This is a genomic window from Pontibacillus marinus BH030004 = DSM 16465 (assembly GCF_000425225.1).
In the GTDB taxonomy this organism is placed as follows: Bacteria; Bacillota; Bacilli; order Bacillales; family BH030062; genus Pontibacillus; species Pontibacillus marinus.
Genome location: NZ_AULJ01000031.1, coordinates 24,236 through 49,899, shown reverse-complemented (window position 1 = coordinate 49,899; position 25,664 = coordinate 24,236). Strand labels below are relative to the sequence as shown.

The window sequence follows — 25,664 nt, the reverse complement described above, 5'->3', positions numbered from 1 at the left end:
AACCACATGCTTTTTAGATACTATTACTTCTCCAAAGCCTCTGTCAATTTCGGCACAATTTGCTTCTTACGAGAAACAACGCCTTCTAGAAGAGCGGTATGATCTTCTAATTTAACGCCAAATGCTTCTCCAACAGCATGTCCGGAATCACCAAGTGCAACGGCGATGGAATTACTGTTTAAGATATCTGTAATGACAAGTAAGAACAAGTCTAAGTCTTTTGTTTCGATGGTTTCATTCATCGCTTTTGCTAGTTCTTCTTTACGAGCAAGTACTTCATCTGTATCAACAGCATTCACCTGAGCTACCTCTACTTTTTTACCGCCCATGTTGAACTCTTTGGCATCAAGAGAGATCAATTCTTCACTTGTTTTCCCACTTAAGTCAGCACCTGCTTTAAGCATATCTAAGCCGTAATCATTCACATCTACGCCAGCGATATCAGCTAGTTCACGAGCAGCGACAATATCTTCTTGTGTGCACGTAGGTGATTTGAATAATAGAGAGTCTGAAATGATAGCAGATAGCAATAGCCCTGCGATATTCTTTTCAATTCTCACGCCATTTTCTCGATACATTTTGTTCAGGATGGTGGCTGTACAGCCTACTGGTTCAGCACGGTAGTATAAAGGATCAGCCGTTTCAAAGTTTGCAATACGGTGATGGTCAATAACCTCTTTAATACGAACTTGATCAATATCATCAGCACTTTGTTGACGCTCATTGTGGTCGACAAGAATAACCGTGCTTGTTTCGTTTGCAACACTTTGAACAAGACGAGGTGCTTCTGCTTCAAACGTATCTAAAGCATATTGCGTTTCTCCGTTCACTTCACCTAATCTTACAGGCTCTACCGACTCACCAATTTTGGTTTTTAAATCGGCATATGCGATCGCAGAACAAATCGTATCTGTGTCTGGATTTTTATGTCCAAAAATCAACATCTTTTCCATGAGTTCAAACTCCCTTTTCTAATCATTTATGTACGGGTTTTAGTTTATCACAAGATGGTTTATCCCACACATTCGTTTATATTCCCGCTTATATTTCCTGAATATTCAGTATATAATAAGAGTACATAATTTTTAAGATTTCTTCTCGTTTCTCTTTCTCTTGCATACAATAGTGGGATAGATCCTCTAGAAAGGATGGTCGTTATGAATATGGAGACATTTGTGGGAAAAGATGACCTCTTTATCATTCGTACAGCATTTTCAATCCTTAAGCAGCTTGAAGAAGATATTCAACAGAAAAACCTTCGAAACTATGAACAAACCAAGAAAAAGGCTAAGAAATTAATCAAGGCTACCATTCGTGCTTATAAGGACACGAAGGTGTATAAACTGTACAAAAATGCAATATGGAACATCATTAAGCCCAAAATTATTGAAATGCAACGGACTTATCGATTGTTGTCTCTTTCTTAGCAGGCGACCCTAATGTGTGGGGTTGTCTGTTTTTGTGTGTTCACCTATATCGAATCAAAATAAGCTGCACTTTCGATCATAAGTGTACAATCCTTATAATCTGGTAATTCAATTTCAAATATAAAATCCTTGTGCTTTATAAATGGCTTCAAGTTAGACCAGGCAATGTCGCCTTTTCCTAATGGGAGCGCATCATGAACCTCTGTCCCTTCACTATCCACTACATGATAGTGCTTGGTAAAAGGATAAGCTTCTTTTAAATCCTGCTTTAATTTTTGGTTGTCTCCTCTAAATGACATAAAAGAATGACTGACATCATAGCAGACGGGTAAATTCAGAGGTTCGATGATGTGCGATATCCAATAAGGATTCATGCTTGAGAAGATCCCTTCAGGTGCATTTTCGAAGTAAAATCGATCATTTGTATTCTCTCGAAGTTTTTGAAGGGCCTCTTTTAATTCATTCGATTTTTGAAGCATCCGTTTCTTGTTTGTTGGATAAACCCTTCCACTTTCACAGTCGTCATAATGAGGATGAACCACACAATAAACATCCTCTGAATGACAGATTTCATCCAAAACCCTACAAGACCTTTTATAATACTCCATAACCTCTGTGTCCACACTTAAAATATCAAGAAACTTCCCATTCACTTTCATTGGATGATGCAATATGACTTTCACATCTTTTTGCTTCAGGTCACGAATTACATTTTGTATATGCTTAGGGTCATCGATATCCGCTTCGAATAATTGTAGCTCTAGTATATCGGGATTATAGGAAAGTCTGTTCTCTATTTGTGCTTGGTCTAGTGAGCATTTTAGGTTATGTAAGTTTTGCTTCACCTCATACACCCCCCTCCTACTTTTATTCAAACATTATCATTTTAATTCAGTTTACTAAAAACTACCACTCCCACTATATTGAAGATCTCTAAAGTGAAATGCTAGCATAATAGATAGCATACATAGAAAGGTGAATAAAATTGCTACAACAAGACAACGTCGTTTCCATGTGGAGATGGATGCTTTATTTAGTCCTTCTAGCCATCCCTCTCGTGAACATTATTACACTATTCGTTTTAGCATTTGGTAGCCAAAACCAAACCGTTCGTAACTATGGTAGAGCATCACTTATCCTAGGTGCGATCGCTATTGTTATCGGCTTCCTCGTTGCGATGACGGGTACACAAATGTAAGGAAGTGCCTGACCCCCACTCTGCTAATACTTTAACGCAGTGGGGGTCAGGCACTTTTTTTATTCCTCTGCATGTAATGGGATTTCAATTTCTTTTTTCTGATTATCCTTTTCAAGGGAATATACGATTTTTATCCGAAACGGTTCTTCCCCTCTTAGGAAATCGCCCTTAGGTATGGATCTCTCTATCGTTGTTACATCTCCAGGACCATGACTTTGCGAATAAACATCAACTCCCTCAGTTTTTTGAGGTTGACCCTCATAATTTATAATTCGCCTATTGCTATAAATGAGCTCCAATTGTTGATTCGTATTATTTGTAACCTTCGCCACTACATCAAACTTTCCACTGATTTTATTATATGTAGCTTCCACATCAAATTGGATGCCGTCCTTTTCAACGGTTCCTTTGGCTTCTTGGATCTGAGGACTACAGGCGACCAGTATGCTGAAAGAGATGGCTAGGATACTGAGTAAAATCATTCTCCTCATAATCAATTATCTCCCATTCCTGTTTCCCTTAATTTATCATGTATGGACCTTGTCATCTACTTGCAGGTGCCTGACCCCCACCCCGCTAATACTTTAACGCGATGGGGGTCAGGCACTAGTTATATTTTTCTGCAAATCTCGTATATATAATAAAAAAGGGTTGTACTTAGGAGGGCTTGTTTTGAGTGTCCCCATTTGGAATGTGGAAGGTTTTAAAGAGAATGATCGAATTATGCTAGATAAGCTGGTTGAGCGCAGTATTAAAAAGAAAAAAGCTGAGACACTTCATCAAGGGATTCTGACCATTTTCGTTATACTGGCGGCTGCCTTTATGGCTTGGTTATTTCAGTTCGGTGTTCAGTCCTCTTACACGGGAGATGTTTTAAGTCTGATATTCTACCATTTCAGCGATACGGTGAACATGACCGGTTACCTTGTTCTTGCTCTTCTCTATGCTTACTGGAGGCAATTGCACAAAAAATTTAAGAAGGAAAAGGACAAGTACGAGAACTTAAGAAGTGAAGTAATTGAAAAGAAAGATAAGTATTGGTCATTGGAATACAGCGACGATCTCCTAGCCAAGCTCGTATCCGAGTTAGAGGGTTTTCACAAGATTAATGTGAGTTATAAAAGTTAATAGATTGGTGCCTGATTAGTGCCTGACCCCCACCGCTTTAAAGCGGTGGGGGTCAGGCACTATTTTTAGGCACTATTTTTCATGTACCTTCCAACCAAAATTTGTTAATATATGGTTGAATGAATAACATTAGGTGGGGTTACGATGAAAAGGTTATTTGGTATTACTCTATTTATTCTTTTGTTCGTGTTGGTCGGGTGTAAGGAAGAAGTAACAAAGGATCCTGCTCCAACACAACCAAAGGAAGAACAAGATACAAATGAAGATCAATCAAATTCACCAAATGATAAGGACGATTCTTCTGAGAAGCATAAAGGATCAACAAAGAATCCTATCAAGAAGGAAGAACCTGAAAAGCAATATCCAGTTCTAAACGAGGATATTACAACATTCGTGCTTAAGGATGGGACGAATCGAGAAGCAGATAGTCTGATGCTTTCAACTGAAAAGTCTCACCAATTTAACGTACATTTTGACCAACCTATGATAACCGAAACGGTAGAAAAAAGCATATTAGAAGAGTTACCTTCTGAAGCAACATTTGAATGGAAAGACGCACAGAACCTATCCTTAACCGTTCCCTCTATTCCATTAAAAAATCGCCATACTAGAGTTGAATATATTAATTTAACTAAAGCAGTAACGAAATCCGGAAAACGTCTTAATGATGAGAATAAGTTTAGAATGCTTCTATCGAAGCCCAATCAACTGTATTCCTATTCCCTTAACGCTAGTAAGGAGCAAAAGCTTTCATCTTTCCAGACTTATTATTTTAAAGCTGAACCACTAGCCGAAGATGCATTTGTTCTTTTTCAACGCACGGAATATTGTGAATGTGATGCGAATTATCCAGAATTAACATATTTATATAAGCCGGGCAAAGATCCTGTGTTTTATCCAGAGGGAATTAAGATGAACCCAATGACTGAAGGACCACTTATCGTTGATCCAAGAGGATTCTTTTTATCCGAGAACTCTCCTCATTATGATCAAGCAACCCAATACCGTGTGAATCCAGAAGGTTTTGTAGGTGGTGCACGGGTTATGCCTGATCAAAAATCGCTCATAATGGCTGTTGGGGATAATAAGAATGACGAAAATTTTGACCTTATTGTTCATGATTTATCTACTCAAAAACAAGATAGATATAAAGACGTGATTCCAGGGATGCCCAAAAGTGCTTTAAATGGGAACAAAACTCCTATCAAATTTTACTCTTACGGTGACCATATTGGTTTTGTTGCCCATAGCGAGCCGTTTAACAAGTCCTATTTCTATGACAAAAATACCGGCGAAACCAAGGAGCTTGCCCTAGATGGTAAACGTCAAGCCCATTACTTCTATTTCTCTGCAGACGGGAGCTATCGTTACATCAGAGATGAAGGCATTTATAAAAACGACCAACTCATCAAACCTTTAAAAAATGGAGACGTCCACTGGTCTCCTCAAGGCAACACTTATGCTTATAGGGAATATACGGAAGACAGTGATGTGGATTCCTATGTCCTAAGTTCTATGGACCATCCAGAACTGAAAAAAGAATTCACCTTAAAACTAGATGAATATATTCAAGGCTTCACACCCAATGCAAAGCAACTCATAGTCATGAAAAAAGATCGCTAAGGAGAGCTTCCTCTCTTCAGCGATCTTTTTGCGGGTGCCTGACCCCCACTCCGCTAATACTTTAACGCGGTGGGGGTCAGGCACTATTTTAATCTACATATACTGTCGTTTCCTTGGGCTTGGTCTCTGCGATAATGTTCCCATTTCGAACAGAGTAACGTACAGCAGCTTGCGTTCGAACGGCTTCGTATTCATTTTCGGCATCTAGTACGATGAAGTTGGCCGACGTGCCCTCTTCTACCCCATATCCTTCAAGGTTCAACGTGCGAGCGCTATTTTTGGTGACAAAATCAAGGGAGTTCACGATTTGCTCATAGCCCATTAATTGTGCGAGATGAATACCCATATGCAACACTTGCAGCATATTCCCTGTTCCAAGTGGATACCATGGATCAAAAATGTCATCATGGCCGAAGCACACATTTAATCCAGCCTCTTGCAATTCCTTCACCCGAGTCAGTCCTCGACGTTTTGGATACGTATCGAATCTTCCTTGCAGATGAATATTCACTAAAGGATTCGCTACAAAATTAATATTCGATAGCTTTAGCAGTCGGAAAAGCTTTGACGTGTAGGCATCATTATAGGAGCCCATCGCTGTCGTATGACTGGCCGTTACCTTGTGGCCCATGTCTCGCTCGTAAGCTTCTGTCGCTACCACTTCCACAAATCGTGACTGCTCATCATCAATTTCGTCACAGTGAATATCGACAAAAGCATCGTATTTTTCTGCTAGTTGAAACGCGATCGAAAGGGATTCCACCCCATATTCTCGAGTGAACTCAAAGTGCGGGATGCCTCCAACACCGTCTGCGCCCAATCTTAGTGCTTCCTCTAACAACTCCGCCCCATTTGGGAATGAGAGGATTCCTTCTTGTGGGAACGCCACGATTTGCACATCGACGTACGCTGCCATCTCTTCTTTTACTTCTAATAAAGCTTTCAACGCTGTTAATTCCGGATCCGTGACATCTACATGTGTGCGAACATGTTGGATCCCCTGCTCAATCTGCCATTTCAGAGCTTTTTTTGCCCGGTCCTTAACGTCTTGTAAAGTAAGCTTTTCTTTTCGCTCAGACCATCTTTGAATACCTTCAAATAAAGTTCCGCTATGATTCCAATCTGGATCGCCAGCTGTTAACGTCGTATCCAAGTGAATATGCGGTTCAACAAAAGGTGGGAGAAGAAGCGCTCCCTCTACATCGATCACTTCTTGTCCGTTTTCATGAACATCTTCCTTTGTGATGCTCTGAATCTTTCCTTCTTCCACGACAATGTTCCACTGACCTTCTTTTCCTCGTAATGTTGCCTGCTTAATAATCATGAACAACCTCACCCTTTTGGTTTAAGTCTTTTTCACTTACATATTCCATAACCTTTGTGACTGCAACGTAGATCACGACAGAACCGACAAGGGCATTTAATGGTGGGATGCCTGGTAGCAGCTTAGCGGATGCTACGCCAATGGCCCATGCTATGATTGCAACCCAGTTCACCTTTTTAAAGTTCATATTTTCAAAAGCTCCGTAGTTCCCACGTTTGATTAGGAAGTAGTCTGCTAGAATGATCGCTCCGATTGGAGGTAAAGCAGAGCCTAGAAGCGTTAACCAGCTGACAAAGTTGTTGTATAACCACATTGCCGCTAGTGTCCCGACTACACCATTGAATACAACCATTTTGCCTTTTGAAATCTTCGTGATGCTTGAAAAACCTAAGCCTGATGCATACAGAGCGTTATCGTTTGTCGTCCAGATGTTCAGACCTAGTACAAGGATCGCTGGGATGATAAATCCTTGAGCGAACATCACCTCTGAGATGTCTGCGTTTCCTGTTGCGATGGCTCCAATGGCACCAAACACAAACATGAGAGAGTTACCGATGAAAAAGGCGATTACCGTGCTCGTTACGGCTGAACGTTTTGTTGTAGAAAAGCGCGCAAAGTCAGGCGTAAGCGTCCCTGCACTGATGAATGAGCCGATGCAGATGGTTAATGCTGCAGCAAAGCCCATCGTATTTTCTGGTTGATATTGCATAAGCCCTTCAAGTCCATTTAGTGTTTTCGTTGCTTCAAAAACCGAAAAGCTACCTAAGACCGTGATTAACGGTACTGCTACAAAGCTTAAGATCGTTAATGCTTTCATGCCGAAGAATGCTGTGAACGTCATCAGTATTCCGGCTATGCCAATCAGCCAGTAAGCGTCAATGCCTGTGACCTTTTGAACTGGGAGAGCGAACATCGCAACCCCTACACCGAACCAGCCGACTTGTGTTCCACCTAGTAGAAAGGATGCGAGATAAGATCCTTTTTCACCAAAAGCATAACGTGTTAACAGATGGGTTGATAACCCTGTTTTTGCCGAAACATACGCTAAAGCTCCAGTATATAAGCCAAGAATAAGATTCCCTGCTAAAACCACCGCCATAAACTGCATGAAGGTCAATCCATTCCCTAGCGTTCCGCCTGACCACATGCTCGCTGAGAAAAACGTGAGCCCCATCATCACCATAAGCATTTTCCAAAACCCATTTCGATGAGTACCAGGCACCGCCTGTAATGAAAAGTCTTGATCTGTTTGTTTCATGTCGAATTCCTCCAGTATCTTTTTGATGATACTGGTACCATAAGTTTTCTTGGCACAAAAAAAGCTTCCTGCCGTCTAGCGACAAGAAGCTTTTTGCACAAAGAGACATAGGTACACCTATTCCATTCCATAGACGTAACCCTACGCTCTTCACACATATCCGCTGTCCTTGCCAGCCTCACGGGACTGAATTAAAGGTACCAGTATTGATTTGTTGATATTATGTCAGATTGCGTCAAAGTCGTCAACTCTTTGTTTATTCCCAAAATCAACATTCCACATAAAAAACCTGCCCCCCAAAGGTAAGTAGTTCAGTTTTGGAGTACAATATTGCAATTAGTACTCCTTAATTGAACTACTTTTTTATGTGAAAATATAGTCGAAATTGTAGGGTAAACTGCATGTTAATTTGCATAACTAATTATGTGATTTAGAGGATTTTTGGTAATAATATGGTAAAATGAATTAAAGAGCGTTATTCAACTAACGGGGCAGTTTAGTAAAAGAAGAAATGTTAATGTAACAATTGGAGGGATAACAATGAAAAAAATTTCTTTTGTTAGTTTAATGATTGCATTAGTATCTATCACTCTGTTTGGGTGTTCTTTAAATAATGAAGATGAAATAAAAACAACAAGTGACTGTAAAACACCGCCGAAAAAATTAGAGTGGGATGGAAAAAACTATGATTTAGAACAGGAAAACACTTCAGTTGAACCAGTTATAAAATTGGGTTATATGGTGTGTGAAAATGGAAACTTTTCTCTTAGTAATGACCCAAATAGCCCGATAACAATTTATAGTGGTAGTGCCCCAAATGATAACAATATTGTTGTTTATGGTTGGGATGAAGCTGTATTATACCATACTGATGATAATAAAAATTAAATAATTTTATTATGCTAACGGGTGCAATAGTGAAACAAGGAGTTGTCGATGCGGTAGCTCCTATTGTGTTAAAGAAGCAGTGTACTTAAGTAAGATTTGGTATATTTTTCTTTAATTATTAAGGTATAGACAATGTTAAAATTGCCTTCGAAAGGTTGAATTTTATGTCTATACAAAAGTGTCTCAATTGCGGTAAACAATTTTTATGGAAAGAAGTACAAAAAGCTATTTTTTGGGGTTATAAACCAATAGAATGTCAGCAGTGCGGTACCAAGCATACTGTCACCATGAAAACTAGGACTTTAATTGCTCTTTTTGCTGGAGTGACAGTCTTGATTGTTGATTTTATCAACATTTCTCTTTATTTAGATATAATATTATCAGTAATGGGAATTCTTAGTATCGGTCTTCTCTATCCCTTTTTTGCAAAATATAAAGTTAGACTAAAAATAAAATAATTTTTTTCACAAATAAGTGCGATTGCTGAACAAGAGCAGTCGCATCTTTCATTATCGGAGCAGAATAATAAAGAAGAATTTAATTTTGGTCGAAATGTTTTAAGGAGGATTTTAATGGATTTCAGTTACGTTTTGCTTCTTGCCATTTTCTTGCTAAGTATATTAACTATCTTATTGAACGTTATTAATAAGGTAAAGCTCCTAGAAGCTCGTGTTAAAAGTATGAACTATACTTTAGACCAGATAGCTGAAAAATCGAATATACCTGAGAATCCAGTGAATAAAGATTTACGGTACTTGGTCGAAAGTGAAAAAGAAGTGGAAGCAGTTAAAAAGGCAAGAGAAGTTTTTGGTTTTTCATTATTAGAGGCAAAAAAATATGTTGATGAAATAAACAAAACGTAATATCTTCTTCAAGTAACGGGTGCGTTAATTGAATAAAACAATAAAAAAAAACGCTCAGATATTAAAAATTTCTGAGCGTTTTTCAGTACCAATTATATTTAAACAGATCAGGTTCTCCTCTTAAACATTCGCCTGTGGTTTACGGAATAGCGCTCGAACCTTATGTCCATACAGCATCCAGAAGAATCTCAACGCAACGATCGTCCAAATGACTGCTCCTAGCTTCATGGAAGTTGAGTATGCCATATCTAAGCCTTCTGGTGCGTAAAAGATATAGACACTTGTAGCGCCTGTCATGAATAGCGCTGGTACACTACAGATCCAATGGAATTTGCGTTGCTTCACCAAGTACATCGCGCCGGTCCATAGCATAACCGTCGCTACCACTTGATTCGTCCAACCAACATAACGCCATAGGAAGCTATAATCCATTTGCGTAAGTAAGAAAGCTGGTACGGCTACAACAGCCATTAACCCTAGCAAAGCACCTTTGCCTTGTAGATCTTTTTTCGTCACTTGTCTTACTAAATCTGCTAGCATCATACGAGAAGAACGTAGCGCTGTATCACCAGTAGTGATTGGCAGAATAATGACACCAAGAATCGCTAACACACCACCAAAAGATCCTAGCGTTGTGATCGAGATTTCATTTACAACAGCGGCCGGTCCACCAGCAGCGATTGCTTCCTGGATGCCACCTGTACTTCCGTAGAACGTCATCCCCGCAGCTGCCCAGATCAATGCAATGACACCTTCAGCAACCATAGCACCGTAAAAGACTTTTCGACCTTCACTTTCCTTTTTAAGCGTACGTGCCAGGATTGGGGATTGCGTGCAATGGAAACCTGAGATTGCTCCGCAAGAAATCGTCACCATCATTAAAGGCCATACTGGCATGCTGTCCGGGTGCAAGTTGCTAATCGTTAGGTTCGGAATTGGATTACCGAAAAAGAACATTCCCACACCGATAGATACCGCCATAAAAATTAAGATGGCACCAAATACCGGATAAATTTTTCCGATGATTTTATTGATCGGCAATACAGCCGCGATCGCTAGGTAAGCAAAAACAATAACGATACTCGTTGTAAATCCTAGAGGGGTCACCTCACTCATCAGCTGTGCTGGACCCGCTGTGAATGCAGCCGCAACTAGAATCATAAGAACTATGGATACAATATTAATGATTGCTTGTGCACTTTTGCCTAAGTATTTTCCTACAAGAGAAGGATATTGTTCTCCGTTGTGTCGTAGTGACATCATACCTGCAAAATAATCATGAACCGCCCCACCAAAAATGGTTCCGACCACGATCCAGATAAATGCAATAGGTCCATATAAAGCTCCCATTAGTGCTCCGAAAATCGGTCCGAGCCCAGCGATGTTCAATAACTGGATCAGACTCCCTTTCCACCAACTCATTGGCATGTAATCAAGTCCGTCTTGTTGTGTGTAAGCTGGGGTTTGTCTCTGGTCATCAACCCCAATAATTCGTTCTACCACCTTTCCATAAACAAAAAATCCTAATAATAACAATGTGATGGATGCAAAAAACGTAACCATCGCTGAGCCTCCCTTCAAAAAGATATTAACGAGAATTCTAAAGCGCTAAGAAGATAATTACAAGCTATTTAAGAGAGAAAGTTTAGAAAATTTTAATAAAAACGTTTTCATTTTCACTTTTCCCAAAATACCTATTGCGTAAATTTTCAGAATCCTTTATCATGGCTATTAAAATTTTCCACAAAAAGGGGCTGAAGATATGGTAGATCGTAGAATTCGTCAAGAACTCGCTTCCACCAAAAAAGAAAAACCTGCACCAGATCAATTACAATTCGGTAAAGAATTCACGGATCACATGTTTATCATGGATTACACACCAAATGAAGGATGGCATGATGCGCGAATTGTACCATATCAAAATATTAGTATTGATCCCTCAGCCATGGTCTTCCACTATGGCCAATCCGTTTTTGAAGGATTGAAAGCATATCTCTCCCCAGAAGGAGAAGCTCAATTATTTCGACCGGATATTAACTTAAAACGTATCAATAACTCAAATGAACGAATGTGTATCCCTAAGATCGATGAAGAGTTTGCGCTTGACGCTATGAAGGAACTTGTAGCTCTCGAAAAAGATTGGATCCCTGAAGCAGAAGGCACTTCTCTTTATATTCGTCCATTTATTATCTCAACCGAGCCTTTCCTTGGCGTAGCGCCATCACACAACTATAAATTTATCGTGATCCTTTCACCTGTTGGCGCGTACTATAAAGAAGGCATTAACCCTGTAAAAATCGCAGTGGAAAACAAATACGTTCGAGCAGTAACCGGAGGAACAGGTGAAGCGAAAACAGGCGGGAACTACGCATCCAGCCTTAAAGCCCAAGAAGAAGCGAATAAAAATGGCTACGCTCAGGTTCTTTGGCTAGACGGTGTCGAAAAAGAATATATTGAAGAAGTCGGCAGCATGAATGTCTTTTTCAAAATCAATGGAGAAATCGTAACACCTGAACTGAACGGAAGCATTTTGGAAGGTGTAACAAGAAGTACAGCGATCCGATTGTTAGAACATTGGAACTATCCTGTATCCGAACGAAGAGTTTCCATGCAGGAAGTTTATCAAGCGCATCAGGATGGCCAGTTGGAAGAAGCTTTCGGAACCGGAACTGCTGCCGTTGTATCCCCTATCGGACAGCTATCTTGGGGTGATCAACACATGGTCATCAACGAAGGCCAAACCGGAGAAGTTGCAAAAGCACTATATGACAACGTAACCGGCATCCAATACGGAACAGTCGAAGACCCATTCGGTTGGATTACAAAAGTGAACGAAACCAGTGTCGTAGAACAATAAAAGTGCCATAAAAGTGCCATAAAAGTGCCTCTAAAAGTGCCTGACCCCCATCGCTTTAAAGCAGTGGGGGTCAGGCACTTTTTCATGTTTAACATATCCTGCACCTTGGAACATATTGTATAAAAGATCATTAAAGGAGGCATTGCATGACTAAATTATCTCGTGTAGTTGCACCTACTTTAGCTTTGGGTATGATCTTTGGTGCAGGAAGTGTTTCAGCAGAAGATAGCTCTGTAACCATTGAAGCAGGAGACACTCTTTACGAGATTGCAAATGAACATGATGTATCATTAAACAAAATCTACGAATTAAATCCGAACCTAGAACCTCGTAACTTACAAATCGGAACAGAAGTCCAAATAAGCGTAGATACGGGGAACGACAACAATAATTCAAGAGAAGTCTTTCATACAATAGAGCCTGGGGAAACGATGCAGAGCATTGCAAACCTTCATAAGGATTTAACCTTAGAAAAATTAAAGGAATTAAACCCTGACCTGGAAGAAGGCAATTTAGAGGTTGGTACAGAGGTTCAAGTAAGAGAAATGAATAAAGAAGATGGAAAAGTGTATCACACCATAGAACCAGGAAACACACTATATGGGATTGCTGAGCTGTACGATGGCGTTACAGTAAATGAAATTATGAACTTGAATCCTGATATTGATCCACGTAGTTTATCTATTGGATCAGAAGTTCGAGTAAAGTAACCTGAGAGAGACAAAGAATCGACAGGAGATGCGAAATAGATTCGCATCTCTTTTTTATAAAAGATCTATTCTGAACAAAGCGAAATATGATGCTGCCTAACCATAAAAACTAAAGTTGTCTCTCAGTCTATTACCGATTTCGTTGTCCTCTCTTATGTAAAGTCCTTAATAAAAACCAAGCAACTATTAGATATAAAATATACAATCCGATAGCAAATAGCTGGTTAAATAACCATGGTATAGTTCCCATAAATAAATCTGCTGCATTTGATTGGAACCATCGAAAAAGAAAAATAAGGAATAGTAGACTTATCCCTATAAGTGTATTAAAACCATTTGTATGGCTCTTAAACTTTCTCATTATAAAAAAACCAACAAGGAAACTTCCTATACATACTATTAATAAATAGATAAAAAACAAATACACAAGATCCCCAAGGTTCATCAAAGCCCTCCCTAACCAATTAAAACCAAGTTTAATGTGATAACATAAACACAAGTAAAGCAATTAAAAAATAACCTAAAAACCTTTCTTTACCTTTGTATTTTCTTTCAATTAGGAAATATAAAATAACTGCAATTAACACTGAAGCGAGTATGTCTACAATCATCATAATCCTCTCTTCCCCTTTATAGTTTGTAACGATTTTGATACAGTTTTTCTATCTTTCTTTATACCAAAAACATTTCCGTCTTCATTGCTTCAGTTACATTTTTATATCCAATAATAACATATATATCCACTTTTTAAGGGTTCAAGAAATAATGGTATTCACTTTATATCATCCTCTTTAAATATAAAGCTCAACACTCCAAGGGTCCGTATCTTTCGCAACATCCCATTCATCAAAAAAGCACCTGGACAAATGCCCAAGTGCTTCTCCCTTATTTCCGTTTCATCGCATTGGCAAGGTGCTCAACATCTGTCCCTACGACCACCTGAAGGTCCTTACTATTCAGCTTAAAGACACCTTTAGCTCCTGCGTTTTTCAATCCGACTTCATCAACTTTCGCCATGTCCACCATTTGTAGGCGCAGGCGTGTCACGCAGTTATCAAGCACAGCAATATTTTCCTTGCCACCTAATGCTCTGAGATAATGATTCGCCTTTTGTTCATAATCGCCTCCCGAACCACTTTCCGTAAACTCCCCTTCCACTTCCTCTTCACGCCCTGGTGTTTTCAAGTCCAGTTTGACGATGAGGAAATAGAAAATGACAAAATAAAGCGCTCCATACACCAGTCCTAGCATCAACAATACGATTGGTTTTTGAGCGATCCCAAAATTCAACACGTAATCAATCGCACCGGCCGAGAACCCAAATCCATGATGAATATCGAGTACTGTAGCCAGAGACATCGATATCCCCGTTAACACAGCATGCACCACATAAAGTAATGGAGATAGGAACATGAACAAGAACTCCACCGGCTCTGTAATGCCTGTTAAGAATGATGTAAAAGCCACACCAATTAACGCACCAGATACCGTTTTTCTACGATGTTTTTTAGCAGCCGCAATCATCGCAAGTGCTGCAGCAGGAAGACCGAACATCATGATTGGGAAGAATCCAGCCATAAAGATTCCTGCACTCTGATCCCCAGCGAAGAAACGAGATAAGTCTCCTTTTACAATTTCACCTGCTGAGTTGGTAAACTCCCCAAACTCGAACCACACGAGCGTATTCAATACATGGTGTAACCCCACTGGAATAAGCAGGCGATTTAAGAAACCAAACACCCCAACCCCAGCTGCACCAGCATCGACAATCCATTGACCAACATTATTGATGCCTTCCTGAATCGGTGGCCACACATAGCCAAACACGCCAGCTAAAATCAGCATCGTTAGAGACGTGATAATCGGTACAAATCGTTTTCCACCAAAAAATCCGAGCCAATCAGGCAGTTTGACCTCACTATAACGGTTGTACAACAGCCCGGCCACAATACCTGACATAATACCTCCAAGCACAGCCATATTAATATCCTCATTAATCGCTGTAGCTCCTTTGGTCAACACAAAATAGCCGACAGCCCCAGCCAAGGCCGCAGCACCATGTCCATCTTTTGATAGCCCAACAGCCACCCCAATCGCAAACAACAAGGCAAGATTAGCAAAAATCGCGTCCCCAGCAGCAGCCATAAAAGGTATGTCTAATAAGTCCGGTTGTCCAAGTCGCAGTAACAACGCCGCCGCAGGAAGTACCGCAATCGGAAGCATCAGCGCCTTCCCAATTCTTTGCAAGAATCCTAACATCACACGCATCCCCTTTCCATAAATGGTATTTATCCCAAAAGCTTATACTGGTTGTCTCTACCAATTTATGAGCTTGTTTAAAGGGATATGATGACTTTTGTACCAGTACGAAAAAAGTGCCGAAAAAAGTGCCTGACCCCCACCGCTTTAAAGCAGTGGGGGTCAGGCACCTTTTACACCTCTCCGTTATACCATTGAAAGTACCCAAGGCTCCAGGATGTAAAGGCAATTAGGACAAACATTCCAATCATTACGACTAAGAAGATCCAATCTCTTTTTCCGGTTGCAAAGGACCGATAGAAGCTTCGGTTTCGGTCACCCGTAAACCCTTTTGATTCCATAGCTATAGCGGTCCGCTCGGCCTTCCTAATAGCACCGGCAAGCAAGGGAATCGAATAGCGTTTAAACTGGACAAAAGATTCCTTCCAGCCGTTCGCTCTACCTACTCCTCGAATTCTGTGAGCCGCACGTATGTTTTTGAGTTCTTCTCGCATCATCGGCAAAAATCGAAATCCTGCAAGTATCCCGTAGGCTAATTTGGGAGATAGCTTACATTGCTGCATTAGACTCAAAATAAATCGCGTAGGGTCCGTTGTTAGAATAAATAATAAAGATAACATGGCAAAACTTAGAACCCTCAACCCAAGTGAAAGCGCCGTGAAAAGTGACTCACGCGCGAATGTCATCCCGAAAACCTTTACCATATCATCAGGATTAACAGGCTTCTCCCCAAATACGAGCGTCGTCCAAAACATCCCGAACGCAATAATAAAAAACGGGATTAGAAAGAGTCCATACTTCTTCAAATTAACCTGACCAAATAATAATGTAATTGCAATGGTCCATAGCCCATATAAAAGCGGGGTAATGGGATCAAATACTAGCGCTAATAAGAGAACGAGAACGACAATCGTGAGTGCTTTCATACTAGGATTAAGTTGTTGAAGACGCATGACGATTCACTTTCCTTCCTTCATCCTCTTCTATAACTGCTTGTATCGGGCGCTCTAAATGCCAGCTCTCTAATACATCAGAAGGTTTGTTCCACAACTCTTGAGGTACTCCGTCAAAAACGGTTTTACCACTCTCAAAGACGACAACCCGATCTGCATAGTCGTGGACTAATTCCATATCATGTGTGATCATGACAATGGCTGTATCTTCCTCATTTTTACGACTCAATAGATTCATAATCTCTTCTGTAGAACGTCCGTCCTGACCAAAAGTAGGTTCATCTAAAATTAGAATTGCTGGGTCTTCAATAGCCATAATCGCCACACTTAACCGTCTTTTCTGACCCTGACTTAATGTAAATGGATGACGATACTCAAGCCCATCAAGCTGACATTGTCTTAGAACTTCCTGAACTTTCATTGCAATTTCTTCTTCAGACTTATTTTGAAGACGCAGACTATAAGCAATCTCATCATAAACCTGATCTGTAATAAACTGATGCTCTGGATTTTGAAAAACATATCCTATTTTCCTTCTCAATTCAGCCTCTCTCCAACTTTGAAGAGCTTTTCCGAAAAGATCAATGGAGCCTTTTTGCCGTGTTTCTAATCTGGACAAAATTCGAGAAAAAGATGTCTTCCCGCTTCCATTCGCACCTACAATGGCCATAAACTCGCCCTCTCTCAAAGAGAAGTTCATGTTATCAATAATTCTCTCATTGCCTTTAGACCACTCAATGTTTTCTGCCTGTAGTATGACCGGCTGATCATGATACGTTCTTTTCTTTGGTGGGACTGAAACGCCGCCCATCCTTTTTAACTCTTCAACGGTCAAAGGAAGATGCGCACGATCTATTTCACTTTGTAAAGCTAACTCAGTCGCTTTAGGCAGACAAATCCCTTGCTCTTTCATAAATTGAACATGTTGTTGAATACCGTTGCGGAGGGGGCCTTCATAAAAGATTTCACCCTGCTTATTCATTATGAGACTTCGATCTATTAAAGGGATCCATCCTTCCAATTGATGTTCAATCACAATCATTGAAAAAGGCTGTTTCTGCTGCAAAAACTGAATCGTTTGAATAAAATCCTTTTTCGCCAGAGGGTCGAGGTTAGCTGTAGGCTCATCTAAAATTAGTACATCAGGCTGAAGTGCCAAGACACAGGCAAGTGCTAATTTTTGTTTCATACCTCCGGATAAAGAATGAATCGATTGTTCTTTATAAGGAAGCAGGTTAACAAGATCGAGCACCTGATCAATTCGTTCCTCCATCTCCTCCACAGGTACACCGATATTTTCTAAGCCAAAAGCAACTTCATCCTCAACGGTCATCATGCAAAATTGACCTTCAGGGTCTTGAAAAACCACGCCTACCTTCTGACTGAGTTCACCAGGAGAAAATTCACTAGTAGGTTTCCCGTTAAGGGAAACCTCCCCTTCTAGCCTTCCATCCAGTTCACTTGGATAAATCCCATTCAAACAAAACGTTAACGTGCTTTTTCCACAACCACTCGGACCAAGTAAGAGTACATTTTCCCTTTGTTGTAACTGAAAGCTGATTTCAGATAACACAGGTACCTGAGCTTCTTCAAAATAAAGGGATAGATCTTGCACATCAATTAGGAGATTAGGAGATTTGTTGAGCTTCATTGTTTTGGCTCCGTACTTCTTTTCCTAAAGCAAAACCTGATAAGACACCTGTTTTTGCTAGACCATCACTAATCATTTTTCCTAAGATCCCGGCAAGTAACGCTCCACTTACAAGACGTACGCCAAACATGGCTGTGACATACCCTGTTGAAAGCGCCGCATATCCTGAAAGATAAAAGTTCCAAATGAAACTTGTTACCGCAGAACCCATACCTGCTAAAACAAGTACTTTCGTGGTGTAGTTTTTCCAGCGTGTTGCAGCAAAAGCAGCCTCGGCACCAACACCTTGAATCATTCCCGAGATAATCAGCATCGGTCCGACTGCACTTCCTAACAAGACTTCAACCGTAGCCGCAATCGTTTCAGACAGAAAAGCAGCACCAGGCTTTCGAATGATATAAGCTGCAATTATTGAAACAATAAACCAGATCCCAAAAATAAGGTCATAGCCAATTGGTCCAAAGAACCCTACTAATAACTTCCCTACAGGTAGAAACGCTAGATATACAACTGCAAAAACCACAGATAGAACTGACATCACAACAATTTCTTTTAGCTTCCAGTTGGCCATTTTATTTTCCCCCTTTATGAGATGGACTATTTGCTGATAGAGATACCGTCATGACCGTGTGGGAACATCCACTCTCTTTTGTTTTTGTAAACACTTGCTCAAGCCCTTTGAAAATATCATTCGCTTCTCCATCCAGACGGGTAGCGTAATGTACGCTGGATACATCCACACCGAGCTTCGCAATTTCTTGAACCTGGTGATAGATGACGTCCATATAATCTCCATCTCCCATCGGGTAAAGAGCAAACTGACACGCAGTCGGCTGTTCGATGGTTTTCGTTACATCTTCATTCAAACGCACATCATCCTCAGCTAAGTAAACATCCCCCTCAGTATCTCCTGGGCAACCGATCGAAAATGTTCCACTGAAGGCAACGTGTTTACCCGTTTTCGCTGCATGGACAAAAATCGCATTCGTCACATCAAAAATATGCGATATTCTTCCACGTACACAAGTACTCACATCATCTGTTTCCATCCATACTTTTGATGTATCCACTTCCTCTAATGCACCTAAAATCACATTCACAAAATCATCTGTCATGGGATGAACTGAAAAACGGCATCCCGCGATTTGACTTGTTCCACATGCTTGTTGATTACTCATAATCAAAACCCCTTTTCTAATTTTTGATTTAAGCATAAAAAAACTGCATTCACCCAAGATAGGGGAATGCAGTTTTCGTCAATTGATTAAATACATTTCGTATGAAAGATCGACTGAAACCTGCACTTCCCCACGCTAGTATTACCTAGTTCGGGTGCCAAGGGTCAGAACGAATCCTCTCAGCCGTTTTGGAAAAACAGCTCCCCTAGTGCTCAAACGTATATGCAGTTATAATTGCTTCTATAAAAATAGTAAAACAACTTCACTCATATGTAAAGTGCCTGACCCCCACCGCTTTAAAGCAGTGGGGGTCAGGCACTTTTTCTGATTCAGGTGATACTGAACTTAATGCAGGCGGTCCTTGGCCGAATTCAGGCGATCGAACCTAAAGTTCAGGCGATCCTGATCCAGGTACAGGCGCGAACGCTCGACTTTCAGGCGAAACTCCCCCATATTCAGGCGCTTCCCTCATACTCGCTATCCTTACATCCATCACTCCGCAGGATATACTTCCCCCAGATTAACAAGACCCCATTCACTATGAGCTTTGCCGATTTCTGCTTGGATCATCATACCAACCTCTGCAAATTGCACAGCACCTTCTGGGATCGAAAGTGTACGATGTTGATCATCTGAATTCAGAAGGACTAGGCTATCCTTATTGATTCCCTCTACTAAAAACAGATCCATATCATGCTCAGTTTCAGCTCCAAACTCAAGCTCATAATTAGGATATTCTGGGGAATCCATAATGGCATTCTTCATTCGCACTGCATTCAAGATCGAACCTTCCTTCTCTTTAAGAAATGCAGCTACATCTTTCCCAACATTCAAGCCTTTTTCCTTGTCTAGCCACTTCGCGAAAGCCTTCACTACTGAAATGAAATCTTTTGCATACGTTAAGCTGGCATACCCAGCTTCCTCAAAGAATCCTTTGACCAAAGCATTTTTCCAGAAGTTAAACTGACACTCATCCCAGCTCTGGATCTCGCTTACCTCAAGAAGCTCACGAATAATAGCCAGACTATCTCGATACTTCCGCTTCGTCCCATCAGACTTCCCATCGACTTTTTCACGATAGAAACGCAGTAAGTCCTGTACAAAAAACAGATTCTTCGTTTCATTCGTAATGCCTAAATCCTCATACTCTGGAATATCTTCTTCCATTACATACGCTTCTCGCTCAATCGGTGAATCCACTGACCTAAACTCGGTTACACGATCCGCTCCACCTGTTACAAAAGCTGAAAGAGGTAACCCAAGCTCTTTTCGTGGTTTATTAAAATCAGCAGTGACATCCACTTCGCCAACTTGTTGGACCACGTTTCCATAAACCATATACTCATTTTGCTTCAGCCAATCATCAGCAACTTGTTCGTGGCCCTCATTCACAAGCTCACGTAGCGATTTATAATGATATTTTGGAATCGGTGCGTCCACATTTAATAGCTCTTCATTTTGCGCATACAAGGCAAAATATGAAGGGATGCCATCCTGAATTCGTACCGTCTTTGGCTTGATCTGAATCGGTAAGTTTCCAATGGATGTAACCTTCTCATCCTGATAGATAAACACGCCGCGTGCCTCCATCAGTTTCTTGAAGATCGCATTCATATTTTCGATTCCATACGTTTGTACCGTAAGCGTTCCATTTTGTATGGACAGCGCTGCATACACATCCGCTATTAAAATCTCACCATTCATCTCATTATCCTCATACGCTTTCCAGTTCCCTGTCCACGTGAGTTCCTTACTCGATTCTGTCCACTCATCGATTTGGAAGGAATGATCATTCACGAAAAACGCCGCAGCACGCTCTTGATCCTCGACACTAAAGAAGTACTTATACTCCTTCGCTTCATACTGCTCCCCTTCAGGAACGTTATCCTCAATCGATCGATGAAGCGCTGCGAATACCTCAGGATAATAGTCTATGAGAACCTCATCGAGAGAAAGTCCTGTACTCTCCTGGATCTCCTCAGCCTTTAGCTTCGCATTTCGTAACCCATGAGGTCCCACCATGACACGCATGCCGTTGAAATAATAAACGTCATCTTTGGGCTCAAGTAACCCCAGCGCTCCGTACCAAGGTTTTACATACGAAATATGCTCCTCGGACTTAGGTGCTGCATAGGTATCTTTTGTTACGATATCTTCAAAAATCACATTCTCCTCTTGGTCCTCAATGGCCTGCACAAGCTGTGGCTGAAGCTGCATCCAACGCTCAGCCATTTCACGCTCATCCTGATCGAGACGATGGCCTTGTTCTTTCACAAACCATTCAATCCCACGAAGCCCATTTTCATAACGATGGAAAAAATACATCCAGAAATGTGCATAAGGCTTATGCTGCTGCAACACACGGCCGCTTCGCTTATTAAATGTGGTTTCAAGTTGATACGTCTCACCTGCTGAAACCTTGTCATGTATAAAGGATCTCAACTTACTTGTCAGTTGATTTTTCTGTTGAAGGAAACGCTCTTCCTTCACTTCTTTTAACTGAACTACCTGCTGTTTATTCATACAGCATTTCTTATATTTCTTCCCGCTTCCACAAGGACACGGATCATTACGACGAACTGACTCACTCATGTATCTCTTACTCCTTTTCTTACAAACGTACAAAAAGCCTAATCATCAAACAGACTAGGCCTTTATCCCACACGCTATTATAACGTAAAATCTCTTTCTTTGCTTGTTCCATCTTTATACACCCAATTCAATGGTAAATATATAGGAATTATCCAAATTAAGTATATAAAACTATTGACACAAAAGATAAATTTCTTAATAATTGCAATTAATTAAATTTTCAAAATTTTTATATCCACTTACATAATCAGCTAAAACTTAGAGGTATGAACTTTTTTGTTAGCGCTTTCAACAAGGAGGAAATCAGATGATTCTCGTTTTACTATTTTCGGTTCTAACCATTTTATCAGTATTCTTCGCTTTGCATAAAAAGAAACCCATTCTATTAGGGCTTCCTTTTCTAGCTATATTTACTTTTATGCTTATCAAAATTATGTTGGTTCCTCTTCCCTTTTGGGAAACCGTCCGCTTTATTTTTAACTTAAGAGGATAGCTAGAGATTCGCACTGAAGGGAGGTGAAAATGTGAAAAAAGTAGAGAAGCACGTTGCAGATGGATATTTTCGAGCTAGGATCATTGCCACAGTCATTTATTTATTCTTTTGGTTTATCGTTTCATATGGTGTAGTCCTTTTTGCCGAACCTTTATCTAATTATACGATCAATGGCATTCCATTCCATTATTTCATGGGTGCTCAGGGTTCTGTATTAACCTTTATTCTCCTCTTATTTGTCAATGCGATCGTCAGTGACAAAATTGATCAAAAATATGGAATCGATGAAAAGCAAAATGAAGCCATTAGTGCAGGTCATACAGTAGATCATTAATTCTTGCTAATTCGATATAGAAGGAGGAGAAACATTGGATATACAGTTTTTAGTCTCACTAGCTCTCATTGGATTAACATTCGGTCTATACATATGGATCGCTATCTATAATAAGGCCAAGGCTACTTCAGACTTTTATGTAGCAGGCCGAGGAGTTCCACCTGTTTTTAATGGGATGGCCATTGGCGCGGATTGGATGAGTGCCGCTTCCTTTATCGGAATGGCTGGTACCATTATGATCCTTGGCTATGATGGTCTCGCCTATATTATGGGGTGGTCAGGTGGTTACCTTTTGCTTACCTTCTTACTAGCTCCTCAACTACGAAAATACGGGCGTTATACAGTACCTGAATTTATTGGTGATCGTTACAAAAGTGATACAGCTCGATTAATCGCTGCTGTAGCTACGATTATCATCAGCTTCACCTATTCCATCGGACAGTTATCTGGCTCTGGAGTGGTAATCGGTCGTTTACTAGAAGTAGATGCGGCTGTCGGGACATTAATTGGTGTTGTATTAATCGCCTTTTATTCAGCCTTTGGTGGTATGAAGGGAATTACATGGACACAAGTTGCGCAATATATCATTCTCATCATCGCTTATTTAATTCCCGTAATCTTCATGGCTCTTCAGCTTACTCAAAATCCTTTACCGTGGATCTCATACGGAGAAATTATAAGTGAATTAGGTGAATTGGATCGAGAGCTTGGCATATCAGAGTACCTCGTTCCTTTTACTGAAGCAACCAAATGGCAGTTTCTTGCCCTCATGTTTACTTTGATGGCTGGTACAGCTGGCCTTCCGCACGTTATTGTACGCTTTTACACTGTTTCAACTATGAAGGCAGCGCGTTGGAGTGGAGCATGGGCCTTATTATTTATTGGCCTACTTTATTTATCTGCTCCTGCTTATGCAGCATTTTCCCGTTTTATTTTAATGACAAAAGTAGCAGGCAGCGCTATTAACGACTTACCTGCATGGACTACGGCTTGGGTCGACACAGGAAGGTTATCTGTAGCCGATAAAAATGGTGACGGTGTCCTTCAATGGGCCGAAATCGTCATCAGTAAAGATATCGTCGTTATGGCAACGCCGGAAATTGCTAACCTCGGTATTTTTGTCATTGGACTAATGGCTGCAGGTGCCATGGCTGCTGCTTTATCTACAGCAGGTGGACTTATGATTGCCATCTCAGCAGCGTTATCTCATGATATCTACTTCAGAACGATCAATCCAAACGCAAGTGAGAAAAAGCGATTAGCTGTAGGTAGATGGTCGATTGTGATTGCAACTGTCATTGCAGGCCTGACAGCACTAAACCCACCAGGAGCCATCACACAAATTGTCGCCTGGGCATTCGCCTTAGCGTCAGGATCTTTCTTCCCTGCCCTTTTATTAGGTGTCTGGTGGAAACGCGCAAATGGCCCAGGAGCTATAGCTGGAATGGTCGTGGGCTTAACCGTGACATTAGGTTATATATTCGCAGCAAAATACGGAGGCTTTACGATCCTAGGCATTATCGACACAGGTGCCGGAGTGTTTGGCGCAGCATCAGCCATACTCGCCAACGTCATTGTATCCCTCGCCACAAAAGCACCATCTCAAGAAATACAAGACGAAATCGTGGACCTGCGTTACCCAGAGCAAATGACGTATAAGGATGGAGAAGTTTGGATGAATGAATAAACCGAAAAGCGGAGGCGCCCGGGTAATTTAAGGTGCCTGACCCCCATCGCTTTAAAGCAGTGGGGGTCAGGCACTTTTTATATAGTAAACTCCTTTTCTTGTTGAGAATTCCCTTCATATACACGTTCTACAAAGTGACCCTCTTCTCTATTTAAAAATACAATTGTGGAAGCTCTTGTGCCGTATTGAGGTGTCTGAATAAATAGTGGAGAAAGATTACGCTCCCATTCAAGCGGAATTCCTGTATCAGGTAAATCTTCATCAGATGCAGGCTCTGCAAGTTGTAAGCTAGAAAAGATACATTCCTTCAAGTTTTCACCTGACCCGTTCAGGCATTGCTTCAACCCTTCTTTCCCTTTCGTAACTTTTGGCCAAGGCGTGTCCAGCAAATGATTACTCAGCCCATACACACCAGGTTCGAGCACTCGAATCTTATCTTCTCTGTTGGAAAAATAGAGAAGCGACTGACCATCATAAACGATCAAGTTAAAACCAGGATACTGATCTTGTTTATTTTGTATAGCCTTCAAATAGCTATGCGGATCCTTATCATCCATTAAAAATCCACTCACGAGCTCTCCACGCGACCGCTTCCCTTTGGTTTCTTCCCCAGGATCTCGATAATTCGTTAGCGCAGCAAAACGCCCTTCTTTTGTCACACCCATCCACGTCCCCATCTTTTCTAAATCACGCCCTGCCAAAATGTGAGGCGCATCCTCCCAAAAATGAGCTTGAGCCGTGGGACGTTCGTAAAACTCATCACGGTTAGCAGCTACAACCAAATCGTACGTATCATCTATCCCATAGGCAAAATTAATTAAACACATGCAAGTCATCTCCTTGCTCCGTAAAAATATGATTGCGTCTTATTATAAAGGATTAGACGTTTAACCCCAAAGAGAGGTGATTGATATCCCTAAATTGGTACACACTAAGAAAAAATTGATCCATAGGAGGTGCACCAGTGGAGAAAAATGACGCACTCGCCTACACCACGATCGCCATGAACGAATTAGGTTACAGCCGCCGAGAAATTGAAAGCATCACAAACAAAATGCTCGAAGTCCTTGAACAATATGAAGAAAAAGAAGCAGAAGATAAGGCAGATGAGATCTTATTTTAAAAGTGCCTGACCCCCACCGCTTTAAAGCAGTGGGGGTCAGGCACTTTTCTGTTCAAATAGGTCAATACTACCATACTGAAGTCGGGTTAATAGTTCTATTTTCAGAAAATTCATGCAT

The 25,664-nt window shown here is 40.8% G+C and carries 25 protein-coding genes and 1 riboswitch; of the genes, 12 read left to right on the top strand and 13 right to left on the bottom strand.

Going from position 1 to position 25,664, the window contains the following annotated elements; all coding sequences use genetic code 11:
* Positions 1-23: 23 nt before the first annotated feature.
* Complete coding sequence (locus tag H514_RS0106150; protein ID WP_027446175.1) at positions 24-953, bottom strand: manganese-dependent inorganic pyrophosphatase; 930 nt, start codon at positions 951-953, stop codon at positions 24-26.
* 204 nt (positions 954-1,157) lie between these two features.
* On the opposite strand from H514_RS0106150, the gene H514_RS0106145 reads away from it, so the two are divergent.
* Positions 1,158-1,427 carry a hypothetical protein gene (locus H514_RS0106145; RefSeq protein ID WP_027446174.1) on the top strand — a complete coding sequence of 90 codons (270 nt, stop codon included), beginning with the start codon at positions 1,158-1,160 and terminating at the stop codon, positions 1,425-1,427.
* Positions 1,428-1,471: 44 nt separating this feature from the next.
* Here H514_RS0106145 and H514_RS0106140 read toward each other — a convergent pair whose 3' ends face one another.
* The gene (locus tag H514_RS0106140) at positions 1,472-2,272 is read right to left on the bottom strand and encodes a TIM barrel protein (protein WP_036842047.1); all 801 of its coding nucleotides are present in this window, start codon (positions 2,270-2,272) and stop codon (positions 1,472-1,474) included.
* A gap of 140 nt (positions 2,273-2,412) precedes the next feature.
* Here H514_RS0106140 and H514_RS0106135 point away from each other — a divergent pair, with 140 nt between their 5' ends.
* A complete protein-coding gene (locus H514_RS0106135) occupies positions 2,413-2,625 on the top strand; it encodes a hypothetical protein (protein WP_051255049.1) in 213 nt (70 codons plus the stop codon).
* A 59-nt stretch (positions 2,626-2,684) separates the two neighbouring features.
* Here H514_RS0106135 and H514_RS0106130 read toward each other — a convergent pair whose 3' ends face one another.
* The gene (locus H514_RS0106130; RefSeq protein WP_027446171.1) at positions 2,685-3,116 is read right to left on the bottom strand and encodes a hypothetical protein; all 432 of its coding nucleotides are present in this window, start codon (positions 3,114-3,116) and stop codon (positions 2,685-2,687) included.
* Positions 3,117-3,297: 181 nt separating this feature from the next.
* Here H514_RS0106130 and H514_RS0106125 point away from each other — a divergent pair, with 181 nt between their 5' ends.
* Both H514_RS0106125 and H514_RS0106120 read left to right on the top strand, forming a co-directional pair.
* The gene (locus H514_RS0106125; protein ID WP_027446170.1) at positions 3,298-3,753 is read left to right on the top strand and encodes a DUF2663 family protein; all 456 of its coding nucleotides are present in this window, start codon (positions 3,298-3,300) and stop codon (positions 3,751-3,753) included.
* Between the two features lie 144 nt (positions 3,754-3,897).
* Positions 3,898-5,376, top strand: coding sequence for a hypothetical protein (locus H514_RS0106120; protein WP_027446169.1), 1,479 nt, complete (start codon positions 3,898-3,900; stop codon positions 5,374-5,376).
* Between the two features lie 88 nt (positions 5,377-5,464).
* Here H514_RS0106120 and codA read toward each other — a convergent pair whose 3' ends face one another.
* Positions 5,465-6,700 (bottom strand): cytosine deaminase, encoded by a 1,236-nt coding sequence (gene codA, locus H514_RS0106115; RefSeq protein ID WP_027446168.1) that lies wholly within the window; start codon positions 6,698-6,700, stop codon positions 5,465-5,467.
* Positions 6,690-7,958 (bottom strand): cytosine permease, encoded by a 1,269-nt coding sequence (codB, locus tag H514_RS0106110; RefSeq protein ID WP_027446167.1) that lies wholly within the window; start codon positions 7,956-7,958, stop codon positions 6,690-6,692. Before codB ends, codA begins: the two co-directional genes overlap by 11 nt.
* Positions 7,959-8,498: 540 nt before the next feature.
* Here codB and H514_RS0106105 point away from each other — a divergent pair.
* From H514_RS0106105 to H514_RS0106095, 3 genes are all read left to right on the top strand, one after another.
* Complete coding sequence (locus tag H514_RS0106105) at positions 8,499-8,846, top strand: hypothetical protein (RefSeq protein WP_027446166.1); 348 nt, start codon at positions 8,499-8,501, stop codon at positions 8,844-8,846.
* Positions 8,847-9,010: 164 nt separating this feature from the next.
* A complete protein-coding gene (locus H514_RS22600) occupies positions 9,011-9,304 on the top strand; it encodes a TIGR04104 family putative zinc finger protein (RefSeq protein WP_036842046.1) in 294 nt (97 codons plus the stop codon).
* A 114-nt stretch (positions 9,305-9,418) separates the two neighbouring features.
* Positions 9,419-9,709, top strand: a complete 291-nt coding sequence (locus tag H514_RS0106095; RefSeq protein ID WP_027446165.1) for a hypothetical protein — start codon at positions 9,419-9,421, stop codon at positions 9,707-9,709.
* Between the two features lie 120 nt (positions 9,710-9,829).
* Here H514_RS0106095 and H514_RS22595 read toward each other — a convergent pair whose 3' ends face one another.
* Complete coding sequence (locus H514_RS22595) at positions 9,830-11,272, bottom strand: carbon starvation CstA family protein (RefSeq protein WP_036842045.1); 1,443 nt, start codon at positions 11,270-11,272, stop codon at positions 9,830-9,832.
* Between the two features lie 199 nt (positions 11,273-11,471).
* On the opposite strand from H514_RS22595, the gene H514_RS0106085 reads away from it, so the two are divergent.
* On the top strand, positions 11,472-12,566 hold the full coding sequence (locus H514_RS0106085) for a branched-chain amino acid aminotransferase (RefSeq protein WP_027446164.1): 1,095 nt from the start codon (positions 11,472-11,474) through the stop codon (positions 12,564-12,566).
* A gap of 146 nt (positions 12,567-12,712) precedes the next feature.
* Complete coding sequence (locus H514_RS0106080; protein WP_027446163.1) at positions 12,713-13,276, top strand: LysM peptidoglycan-binding domain-containing protein; 564 nt, start codon at positions 12,713-12,715, stop codon at positions 13,274-13,276.
* Between the two features lie 885 nt (positions 13,277-14,161).
* Here H514_RS0106080 and nagE read toward each other — a convergent pair.
* The 6 genes from nagE to H514_RS23920 form a co-directional block, all read right to left on the bottom strand.
* Positions 14,162-15,535, bottom strand: coding sequence for an N-acetylglucosamine-specific PTS transporter subunit IIBC (gene nagE / locus H514_RS0106065; protein ID WP_027446161.1), 1,374 nt, complete (start codon positions 15,533-15,535; stop codon positions 14,162-14,164).
* Positions 15,536-15,708: 173 nt separating this feature from the next.
* Entirely contained in the window at positions 15,709-16,488 is a 780-nt protein-coding gene (locus H514_RS0106060; RefSeq protein ID WP_027446160.1) for an energy-coupling factor transporter transmembrane component T family protein, read from the bottom strand.
* Positions 16,469-18,139 carry an ABC transporter ATP-binding protein gene (locus tag H514_RS22590; protein WP_036842044.1) on the bottom strand — a complete coding sequence of 557 codons (1,671 nt, stop codon included), beginning with the start codon at positions 18,137-18,139 and terminating at the stop codon, positions 16,469-16,471. The genes H514_RS0106060 and H514_RS22590 overlap by 20 nt, the downstream gene beginning before the upstream one ends.
* Entirely contained in the window at positions 18,117-18,710 is a 594-nt protein-coding gene (locus H514_RS0106050) for an ECF transporter S component (RefSeq protein ID WP_027446159.1), read from the bottom strand. Before H514_RS0106050 ends, H514_RS22590 begins: the two co-directional genes overlap by 23 nt.
* 1 nt (position 18,711) lies before the next feature.
* The gene (locus H514_RS0106045) at positions 18,712-19,317 is read right to left on the bottom strand and encodes a YkoF family thiamine/hydroxymethylpyrimidine-binding protein (RefSeq protein ID WP_027446158.1); all 606 of its coding nucleotides are present in this window, start codon (positions 19,315-19,317) and stop codon (positions 18,712-18,714) included.
* 110 nt (positions 19,318-19,427) lie between these two features.
* Positions 19,428-19,534: riboswitch (TPP riboswitch) on the bottom strand.
* 275 nt (positions 19,535-19,809) lie between these two features.
* Positions 19,810-21,909, bottom strand: coding sequence for an SEC-C domain-containing protein (locus H514_RS23920; protein WP_051255048.1), 2,100 nt, complete (start codon positions 21,907-21,909; stop codon positions 19,810-19,812).
* A 524-nt stretch (positions 21,910-22,433) separates the two neighbouring features.
* Here H514_RS23920 and H514_RS0106030 point away from each other — a divergent pair.
* Both H514_RS0106030 and H514_RS0106025 read left to right on the top strand, forming a co-directional pair.
* Positions 22,434-22,736 (top strand): DUF4212 domain-containing protein, encoded by a 303-nt coding sequence (locus tag H514_RS0106030; protein WP_027446156.1) that lies wholly within the window; start codon positions 22,434-22,436, stop codon positions 22,734-22,736.
* Between the two features lie 34 nt (positions 22,737-22,770).
* Entirely contained in the window at positions 22,771-24,423 is a 1,653-nt protein-coding gene (locus H514_RS0106025; protein ID WP_027446155.1) for a sodium:solute symporter family protein, read from the top strand.
* A 77-nt stretch (positions 24,424-24,500) separates the two neighbouring features.
* Here the strand turns inward: H514_RS0106025 and H514_RS0106020 are convergent, their stop codons facing one another.
* Complete coding sequence (locus tag H514_RS0106020) at positions 24,501-25,250, bottom strand: NRDE family protein (protein WP_027446154.1); 750 nt, start codon at positions 25,248-25,250, stop codon at positions 24,501-24,503.
* A 137-nt stretch (positions 25,251-25,387) separates the two neighbouring features.
* Here H514_RS0106020 and H514_RS24600 point away from each other — a divergent pair, with 137 nt between their 5' ends.
* Positions 25,388-25,546, top strand: coding sequence for a hypothetical protein (locus H514_RS24600; RefSeq protein WP_154657337.1), 159 nt, complete (start codon positions 25,388-25,390; stop codon positions 25,544-25,546).
* Positions 25,547-25,664 lie beyond the last annotated feature (118 nt).